General features: G+C 65.6%; 11 protein-coding genes and 1 pseudogene. 10 read left to right on the top strand and 2 right to left on the bottom strand.

What is annotated here, in order from left to right; genetic code table 11:
- The 7 genes from AC1D00_RS15930 to AC1D00_RS15960 all read left to right on the top strand — a co-directional run.
- Positions 1–465 (top strand): DnaJ C-terminal domain-containing protein (locus AC1D00_RS15930; RefSeq protein WP_477011334.1); only part of this gene is annotated, 465 nt, incomplete at its 5' end.
- An 88-nt stretch (positions 466–553) separates the two neighbouring features.
- Positions 554–1,153 (top strand): class I SAM-dependent methyltransferase, encoded by a 600-nt coding sequence (locus AC1D00_RS15935; protein WP_007598495.1) that lies wholly within the window; start codon positions 554–556, stop codon positions 1,151–1,153.
- A 57-nt stretch (positions 1,154–1,210) separates the two neighbouring features.
- A complete protein-coding gene (locus AC1D00_RS15940) occupies positions 1,211–1,789 on the top strand; it encodes an NADPH-dependent FMN reductase (RefSeq protein WP_135178674.1) in 579 nt (192 codons plus the stop codon).
- A gap of 6 nt (positions 1,790–1,795) precedes the next feature.
- Positions 1,796–2,509: an orotidine-5'-phosphate decarboxylase gene (pyrF, locus tag AC1D00_RS15945; protein WP_477011335.1), complete on the top strand. Its 714-nt coding sequence runs from the start codon at positions 1,796–1,798 to the stop codon at positions 2,507–2,509.
- A 73-nt stretch (positions 2,510–2,582) separates the two neighbouring features.
- Positions 2,583–2,894: a DUF1330 domain-containing protein gene (locus tag AC1D00_RS15950; RefSeq protein WP_477011336.1), complete on the top strand. Its 312-nt coding sequence runs from the start codon at positions 2,583–2,585 to the stop codon at positions 2,892–2,894.
- 191 nt (positions 2,895–3,085) lie between these two features.
- Positions 3,086–3,901: a 4-hydroxy-tetrahydrodipicolinate reductase gene (dapB, locus tag AC1D00_RS15955; RefSeq protein ID WP_271577031.1), complete on the top strand. Its 816-nt coding sequence runs from the start codon at positions 3,086–3,088 to the stop codon at positions 3,899–3,901.
- A gap of 23 nt (positions 3,902–3,924) precedes the next feature.
- Positions 3,925–4,548 (top strand): 2,3-bisphosphoglycerate-dependent phosphoglycerate mutase, encoded by a 624-nt coding sequence (locus AC1D00_RS15960; RefSeq protein WP_135178678.1) that lies wholly within the window; start codon positions 3,925–3,927, stop codon positions 4,546–4,548.
- A 41-nt stretch (positions 4,549–4,589) separates the two neighbouring features.
- Here AC1D00_RS15960 and AC1D00_RS15965 read toward each other — a convergent pair whose 3' ends face one another.
- Together AC1D00_RS15965 and AC1D00_RS15970 are read right to left on the bottom strand one after the other, a co-directional pair.
- Positions 4,590–5,486 carry a methylated-DNA--[protein]-cysteine S-methyltransferase gene (locus tag AC1D00_RS15965; protein WP_135178679.1) on the bottom strand — a complete coding sequence of 299 codons (897 nt, stop codon included), beginning with the start codon at positions 5,484–5,486 and terminating at the stop codon, positions 4,590–4,592.
- A 55-nt stretch (positions 5,487–5,541) separates the two neighbouring features.
- Positions 5,542–6,075, bottom strand: a complete 534-nt coding sequence (locus AC1D00_RS15970; RefSeq protein WP_477011337.1) for a DUF2244 domain-containing protein — start codon at positions 6,073–6,075, stop codon at positions 5,542–5,544.
- A 22-nt stretch (positions 6,076–6,097) separates the two neighbouring features.
- On the opposite strand from AC1D00_RS15970, the gene nth reads away from it, so the two are divergent.
- The 3 genes and pseudogenes from nth to AC1D00_RS15985 form a co-directional block, all read left to right on the top strand.
- Positions 6,098–6,850, top strand: a complete 753-nt coding sequence (gene nth, locus AC1D00_RS15975; RefSeq protein WP_404551596.1) for an endonuclease III — start codon at positions 6,098–6,100, stop codon at positions 6,848–6,850.
- Positions 6,851–6,951: 101 nt separating this feature from the next.
- Positions 6,952–8,088 (top strand): HlyD family secretion protein, encoded by a 1,137-nt coding sequence (locus AC1D00_RS15980; protein ID WP_477011338.1) that lies wholly within the window; start codon positions 6,952–6,954, stop codon positions 8,086–8,088.
- Positions 8,075–8,301: pseudogene (locus AC1D00_RS15985) on the top strand (MFS transporter); the annotation flags it as partial. The gene AC1D00_RS15980 and the pseudogene AC1D00_RS15985, both read left to right, overlap by 14 nt.

Raw genomic sequence — 8,301 nt, forward strand, 5'->3', positions numbered from 1 at the left:
GTCGAGGACGGCACGCGGATCAGGCTCGCCGGCGAAGGCGAGGCCGGCGTCCGGGGCGGCCCGGCCGGCGACCTCTACATCTTCCTGTCGCTGGCCCAGCACCAGTTCTTCCAGCGCGACGGCGCCGATCTGCATTGCCGGGTGCCGATTTCGATGGTGACGGCCGCCCTTGGCGGCGAATTCGAGGTGCCGACCATCGAGAAGGGCAAAGCCAAGGTGAAAGTGCCCGCCGGGACCCAGTCCAACCGTCGATTCCGCATTGCATCAAAAGGCATGCCGATACTGCGCTCGCGCCAGACCGGCGACATGTACGTTCAGGTCGTGGTCGAAACCCCGCAGAATCTCACCAAAAAACAGCAGGAATTGCTGGCCGAGTTCGAAAAGCTCTCTTCCGGCAACACCCAGCCGGAATCCGAGGGCTTCTTCGCCAAGGTCAAGGATTTCTTCGGTAATCGGGCGAATTGACTCGTCTTGACCGTATCGCCTTCGGCCTATACGTCTTTATGACCATTTTCTGACACGCCGCGGTCACGCGGTCCCGTCCGGTCCAGACATGCCATTGCCATCGTCCGCGCGTGCGTTGAAGAAGCCTCGTCTCGATGACGAGGTGCGCTTTCTCAGATCGTGGATCGAAAAGCCCCTCCACATGGGCGCAGTGATGCCGTCGGGCAAGCTGCTGGCCCGGACCATGGCTCATTACGTCGACGTCAACTCGGATGCACCTGTGGTCGAGCTCGGCCCCGGTACTGGCGCCATCACCTCGGCCCTGGTCGAACGTGGCGTCGACCAGAAGCGTCTCGTCCTCGTCGAGTACAATCCCGGCTTCTGCGCGCTGCTGCGCGACCGCTATCCGCAGGCCAAGGTCGTGCAGGGCGATGCCTATCGCCTGCGCGACACGCTCTGGAACGTGCTGAGCGCGCCGGCATCCGCGGTCGTCTCCGGCCTGCCGCTCGTCACCAAACCGATGCTGACGCGGCTGCGGCTCATTCGCGATGCTTTCACGGCGCTCGCGCCCGGTGCGCCCTTCGTCCAGTTCACCTATGCGGTGGTGCCGCCGATCCCGAAATCGCTGCCCGGCGTGTCCACAGAGGCCTCGGAACGGATCTGGATGAACCTTCCGCCGGCCCGCGTCTGGGTGTATCGCAAGGATTAATTCCGCCGGCATTCGTCTTTGCGCGGCGGGCTCGTTTCGCCGAACGCATTGGATCGGATGTCCGCACCCAAAATCCTGGTCATTCCCGGCTCGCTGCGCACCGGCTCGCACAATGCGAAGCTGGCCGCGGTCGCCGCCTATGAATTCGCCCAGGCCGGCGTCGACGTCACCCGCATCTCGCTCGCCGATTTTCCGCTGCCGATCTACGACGGCGATCTCCAGGCCAAATCAGGCGTGCCCAAGCACGCGATCAATCTCAAGCGCATGATCGGCGCGCATCATGGCGTGCTGATCGTTTCGCCAGAATACAATGCCTCGGTGCCGCCGCTGCTGAAGAACGCGATCGACTGGGTCAGCCGTGTGCACGAGCTGCACGAGGCGCGCGGCGAGGTGTTCCGCAACCGCCCCTTCGCGCTTGCCGGCGCCTCGCAGAGCCGGCTCGGCACGGCCCGCGCGCTGCAGGCGTTGCGGCTGATCCTGACCTCCTGCCACGCCAATGTGATTGCCAGCCAGCTCACGCTCGCCTTTGCCGGAGAGGCCTATGACGATATGGACAGGCTCAAGAACGAGGGCGATATCGCCGCGTTGAAGGAGCTGGTCACGCAGTTGATCGACATTTCCCAACGCATGATGTGAGGTGACATGACGCCAGCCGAGATCGCCCCGAAGGACCGCCTGATCGTTGCGCTCGATCTGCCGAGCGTTGATGCCGCGGAGGCGATGATCGCAAGGCTCGGCGACAGCGTCACGTTCTACAAGATCGGCTATCGCCTCGCTTATGCCGGCGGTCTGCCGCTCGTTGCCAGGCTCGCCGACAAGGGCAAGAAGGTCTTTCTCGACCTCAAGCTGCACGACATCGGCAACACCGTGGCGCAAGGCGTCGAGAGCATCACCAGGCTGGGCGCGACCTTCCTCACCGTGCACGCTTATCCGCAGACCATGAAGGGCGCCGTCGAAGGCCGCGGCAGCTCGAGCCTGAAGATCCTCGCCGTCACTGTGCTGACCTCCTACAACGATGACGATCTGCACGCGGCAGGTTTCCGGCTCGGCGTCTCCGAGCTCGTCGAAGCGCGCGCGCAGCAGGCGCAGGTGCTTGGCATCGACGGGCTGGTGTCGTCGCCGGAGGAAGTGGGCGCCTTGCGCAAGATCGTCGGCCACCAGATGAGCCTCGTCACGCCCGGCATCCGGCCGGCGGGCTCGGCAAGTGGCGATCAGAAACGCATCATGACGCCGGGCCGTGCGATCACCGCGGGCGCCGATTATCTCGTCGTCGGGCGCCCGGTGGTGGAAGCCACCGACCCCAGGGCGATCGCCGATGCCATCCAGGCCGAGATCGCGCAGGCGCTGGGAGCATGATCCGGAAAAGTGTGCAGCGGTTTTCCGATCAGATCATGCTCAAATAGAGACAACAACACAGGGGAGAAGAACAATGGCAAAAGGCTACTGGATCGGGCGCGTCGATGTGAGCAGTGACGAGGGCTACAAGCCCTATGCCGTCGCCAACGGTGCGATCTTCAAGAAATGGGGCGGCCGCTTTGTCGTCCGCGCCGGCAAGTTCACCACCGTCGAAGGCGCCAGCCGCACCCGCAACGTCGTGATCGAATTCCCGGACTACGAGACCGCGATCGCCTGCTACAACTCGCCGGAATACCAGGCCAACATCAAGGTGCGCCAGCCGCACTCGGTCGCCGACCTCATCGTCATCGAGGGCTATGACGGCCCGCAGCCGTCGGAYGGCTGAGGCACGCCGTCATTCCGGGGCGCCGAAGGCGAACTATGGTGCGCCATTGCGCACCTGAGAATCTCGAGATTCCGGGTTCGGCCCTGCGAGCCGCCCCGGAACGACGCTGAACGTGGCGTCACCGCCGCCTGCTCCCCTCGGTTGCCGGAACTGCATCCCCCCGCTACAACGGCCCCGAAGAGGATCACATCATGTCCGACATGCGCTTGATTGTTGCTGGAGCCGGCGGCCGGATGGGCCGGGCGCTGACGCGGGCGATTGCCGAGAGCAAAGGCGCGGTTCTGGCCGGCGCGCTGGAGGCGCCGGGCTCCGAGCTGCTCGGCAAGGATGCCGGCGTGCTCGCCGGCCTGCCGGCCAATGGCATCAAGGTCTCGGCCGATCTCTGGGCGATGTCGAAGGAGGCCGACGGCATCCTCGATTTCACCGTGCCGGCCGCGACCATCGCCAACGTCGCGATCGCCGCCGAGCGCGGCATCGTGCATGTCATCGGCACCACCGGGCTTTCGAGTTCCGACAACGCCGTGATCAAGAGCGTCACCAATCGCGCGGTCGTGGTGCAATCAGGCAATATGAGCCTCGGCGTCAATCTGCTTGCCGCGGTGGTCAAGCGCGTCGCCAAGGCGCTCGATGAAACCTTCGACATCGAGATCGTCGAAACCCACCACCGCATGAAAATCGATGCGCCCTCGGGCACCGCGCTGATGCTGGGGCAGGCCGCGGCGGCCGGCCGCGGCATCTCGCTCGACGATCACGCGGCGCGCGGCCGCGACGGCATCACCGGCGCCCGCCGGCCCGGCGACATCGGCTTCGCCTCCTTGCGCGGCGGCACCGCGGCCGGCGACCACAGCGTCAGCTTCCTCGGCCCGTTCGAGCGCCTGACGCTGTCGCATCAGGCCGAGGACCGCATCCTGTTCGCGCACGGCGCGCTGAAGGCGGCGCTGTGGGCGCATGGCAAGAAGCCGGGGCACTACTCCATGGCCGACGTGCTCGGCCTCGCCGACATCTGAACGAAAATAACGGAAAGTCATCAATGAGCGAACGTCTTCTCGTGCTCGTCCGCCACGGCCAGAGCGAATGGAATCTGAAGAACCTGTTCACGGGGTGGAAGGATCCTGATCTCACCGAGCTCGGCGTCACCGAGGCCAGGGAAGCCGGCCGCAAGCTGAAGGCGCAGGGACTCGTGTTCGACGTCGCCTACACCTCGGTGCTGACGCGCGCGCAGCACACCCTCGATCTCATCCTCGGCGAGCTCGGTCAGGAGGGGCTGCCCACGGAGAAGAACCTCGCACTGAACGAGCGCGACTATGGCGATCTCTCCGGCCTCAACAAGGACGACGCCCGCAAGAAATGGGGCGAGGACCAGGTGCTGATCTGGCGCCGCTCCTACGACGTGCCGCCGCCCGGTGGCGAAAGCCTGAAGGACACGCTGGCGCGCGCGCTGCCCTATTACGTCCAGGAGATTTTGCCCAGCGTGCTCAACGGCAAGCGCACGCTGGTCGCCGCCCACGGCAACTCGCTGCGCGCGCTGATCATGGTGCTGGAAAAGCTGTCGCCCGAAGGCATCCTGAAGCGCGAGCTCGCGACGGGCGTGCCGATCATCTACCGGCTCAATGCGGATTCGACGGTGGCCTCGAAGCTGGACCTGGCGGGGTAGGCTTCTTCGCCTCTCCCCGCAAGCGGGGCGAGGGAGAAGAATCACTGCACCCCCAGCTTCCCCGCCTCCCAGCCCAGCATCGCCTGCTTGCGGGTGATGCCCCAGTGATAGCCGGTGAGCGTGCCGCTCTTGCCGAGCGCGCGGTGGCAGGGCACGACGAAGGAGACCGGGTTCTTGCCGACGGCCGCGCCGACGGCGCGCGAGGCCTTCGGGCTGTTGATGTTGCAGGCGATGTCGGAATAGGACACCGCGCGTCCCATCGGGATCTTCAGCAGCGTTTCCCAGACCCGCACCTCGAAATCGGTGCCGATCATCACCACGCGCAGCGGCTGGTCCGGCCGCCACAGCTTGGTGTCGAAGATTCGCTGGGCGAGCGGGGCGGTGCCTTCGTGATCCTCGACGTAAGTTGCGTTCCGCCAGCGCCGCATCATGTCGGCAAGCGCTGCTTTTTCCTCGCCGGGATCGGCGAAGGCAAGTCCCGACAATCCGCGATCGGTCGCGATCACGATGGCCGTGCCGAAGGGTGAGGCGTGGAAGCCGTAGCGAAGCGTGAGGCCCGCGCCGCCATTCTTCCATTCGCCCGGCGACATCGCCTCGTGGGTGACGAAGAGATCGTGCAGCCGGCCCGGCCCCGACAGGCCGGAGTCGAGCGCGGCGTCGAGCACGCTCGCGGAATCCCGCAGCAGGCCCTTGGCGTGGTCGAGCGTCAGCGCCTGCATGAAAGCCTTCGGCGTGATCGAGGCCCAGCGGCGGAACAGATGGTGCAGTTCATCGGGCGTGACGCCGGCCGCATCCGCCATCGCCTCGATGGTCGGCTGCGCGCGCCAGTTCTCCGAGATGAAGGCGATCGCCCGGCGCACCGAGTCATAGTCGCGCAGCGCGGCGTTCTGGGGGCCCGGCTTGGTCAGGCGGTGATCATGTATGGCGAGTGTCATCATGACCGGAAATGTAGGAGAGGGGGCAGCTCGAAACCACCCGATTTCCGACGTGACATCAGCGAATGGGGTTGAAGGTCGGTCCCCGCTTGGCGGCGTTTAGCGCCTCAACCAAGCCATTGTAAAAGCTTGCTTTTTCTTCGGGCCCCAAAAAGCCGGCGAGCTGGAGCCGGCGGCCGCGCGAGATCAGATAGAGGTGTTCGAGGCCAAAATCCTCGTCGACCTCCAGGTCGAGCCGGACCCAGAGCGGATTGAACGTCCATTCGGCGACCTGGCCGCGATGGCTGACGCGCCGCACCCGCAGTTCCGAGGGCGTGACCACTATCTCCTCGCAGGCCCGCGCGGCGCGGAAATTGACCTTGAAGGCCCACCAGATCACCAGCACGTCGAGGCCGAAGAAGCCGAGCACCGGCCACGCGCCCATCATCAGGAAGACGAGGCCGGTGACGAAGCTGACGACGCTCAGGAACAGCATCACGGCGAGGAAGCCGGTGCGGTTCAGCGAGCGGTGCGGCGTCAGCAGCGCCGAGAAGATTTGAGCTTCGCTCTGATCCTCGGAGCCCCCGCGCTCAATTTCGTTGCCTGTGCTCATCGTCCCTCAGTATATCCCGATCATGGCGAAAATCACCCGCAAGCCGGTCCCGCGCAAAGCAGCCGTGCCGAAGAAAAAAGCAAAGGCGGCTGTGGCGAAGCCGAAGGCCCCTGCGAAGAAATCGCTCAAGGCCGTCAAACCCTGGACGCCGGCCGAGATCCACGAGGTCTTCAGCCGTTTCCGCAAGGCCAATCCGGAGCCGAAGGGGGAGCTCGAGCACGTCAATCCGTTCACGCTGCTGGTCGCCGTGGTGCTGTCGGCGCAGGCCACCGACGCCGGCGTCAACAAGGCGACGCGCGCGTTGTTCGAGGTCGCCGACACGCCGCAGAAGATGCTCGATCTCGGCGAGGAGTCCTTGCGCGAGTACATCAAGACCATCGGCCTCTATCGCACCAAGGCCAGGAACGTGATCGCGCTGTCGGCAAAGCTGCTCAGCGAATTCGGCGGCGAGGTGCCGCGCACGCGGGCCGAGATCGAGTCATTGCCGGGCGCCGGGCGCAAGACCGCCAACGTGGTGCTCAACATGGCCTTTGGCGAGCACACCATGGCGGTGGACACGCATGTCTTCCGTGTCGGCAACCGCACCGGGCTCGCGCCCGGCAAGACGCCGCTGGACGTCGAGCTTGGTCTCGAAAAGGTGATCCCGGCCGAGTTCATGCTGCATGCCCATCATTGGCTGATCCTGCACGGCCGCTATACTTGCCTCGCGCGCAAGCCGCGCTGCGAGGTGTGCCTGATCAACGATCTCTGCCGGTGGCCGGAGAAGACGGTCTAGGGCATTAGCTAACGTCTGTCATTCCGGGGCGATGCGAAGGACCATCCCGGAATGACGATGGTGAGATTCGCGTTCGGGCAAAGTGGCTTTGGGGACATGTCGTGAGTCAGCAGGATCGAGTTACGTCATCGCCACCGCCTGCCGCTCCAGCCCCGTCACCCAAGCCGACGCAGCGGCCGGCGAGCTCGCTGTGGAGCCGGTTCGCGATTCCGCTGTTCGCGGTCATCGTCGCGCTCGCCTTCGTCGCGCTGGCGACGCTGCGCTTCGACGAATGGGTCGGCAATGCCGTGGTCCAGACCACCAATGACGCCTATGTGCGCGCCGAGCTGACGCGGTTGGCGAGCCGTGTCTCCGGCGAGGTGCTGACCGTAGGGGTCACCGACTTCCAGCGCGTCAAGGCCGGCGACCTCCTGATTCAGATCGATCCCGCGGACTATGAGGCACAGGTCGCGCAATCCGAAGCCGCGGTCGCCGCCGCGCAAGCCGCGCTCGACAATCTGGCCAACCAGGTCGAGCTGCAATATGCGACGATCGCGCAGGCGCAAGCCGCGCGGCTGTCGGCCGAAGCCTTGGAGGTCGAGGCGCGGCAGGAGCAGGAGCGTCAGCAATCGCTGTCGCAGACCGAGTCCGGCACGCGGCAGCGGTTCGAGCAGGCGGTAGCAAACTACGCCAAGGCGCAGGCCGACGTGCGTGCCAGCCGCGCCGTGATCGCCGCCCAGCAGCATCAGCTCGAAGTCCTGCAAGGCACCAGGAAGCAGCGCGCCGCCGATCTCGAAGCCACCAAGGCGTCGCTGGCGAGTGCGAGGCTGAAGCTCGGCTACACGAAGATATCGGCGCCGTTCGACGGCGTCGTCGGGGAGCGCCAGGTGCAGCCCGGCGACTACGTCAATATCGGCACCAACCTCATCAACGTGGTGCCGCTGCCGAAGGTCTATGTGATCGCGAACTACAAGGAGACCCAGCTCACGCACGTCGCACCGGGCCAGCCGGTCGAGATCACCGTCGACAGTTTCCCGCGCGAGAAGCTGCGCGGCAARGTCGAGCGCATCGCGCCGGCGACGGGCGCGCAGGTCGCGCTGCTGCCGCCGGACAATGCGACCGGCAACTTCACCAAGGTGGTGCAGCGCATTCCCGTGCGGATTCAACTCGACGACAATCAGCCATTGCTGGCACGGCTCGTGCCCGGCATGTCGGTCGTCACCAGCATCGACACGAAGGCCGCGAATGGCGGAAAATGACGATGCCGGCCGCGGACCGCTCTCGCGCGGCGGCGTCGCGCCACAGCCGTTGTTCGCCGTGGCGGCGGTGCTGCTCGGCTCGTTCCTCGCCAATTTCGACAGCCGTCTCACCACGGTCGGACTGCCCGACCTGCGCGGCGCGTTCTCGCTAGGGTTCGACGATGGCGCCTGGCTCTCCTCCGCCGGTATCGGCTCGAAGATATTCCTCGCGCC

This window comes from Bradyrhizobium sp. P2_E8, from assembly GCF_056403875.1.

Bases quoted from the DNA above. Each gene is read 5' to 3' on its own strand.
- AC1D00_RS15965 (WP_135178679.1), bottom strand. From the start codon at position 5,486: ATGATGACACTCGCCATACATGATCACCGCCTGACCAAGCCGGGCCCC.
- AC1D00_RS15935 (WP_007598495.1), top strand. From the start codon at position 554: ATGCCATTGCCATCGTCCGCGCGTGCGTTGAAGAAGCCTCGTCTCGAT.
- nth (WP_404551596.1), top strand. From the start codon at position 6,098: ATGGCGAAAATCACCCGCAAGCCGGTCCCGCGCAAAGCAGCCGTGCCG.
- AC1D00_RS15960 (WP_135178678.1), top strand. From the start codon at position 3,925: ATGAGCGAACGTCTTCTCGTGCTCGTCCGCCACGGCCAGAGCGAATGG.
- AC1D00_RS15940 (WP_135178674.1), top strand. From the start codon at position 1,211: ATGTCCGCACCCAAAATCCTGGTCATTCCCGGCTCGCTGCGCACCGGC.
- dapB (WP_271577031.1), top strand. From the start codon at position 3,086: ATGTCCGACATGCGCTTGATTGTTGCTGGAGCCGGCGGCCGGATGGGC.
- pyrF (WP_477011335.1), top strand. From the start codon at position 1,796: ATGACGCCAGCCGAGATCGCCCCGAAGGACCGCCTGATCGTTGCGCTC.
- AC1D00_RS15970 (WP_477011337.1), bottom strand. From the start codon at position 6,075: ATGAGCACAGGCAACGAAATTGAGCGCGGGGGCTCCGAGGATCAGAGC.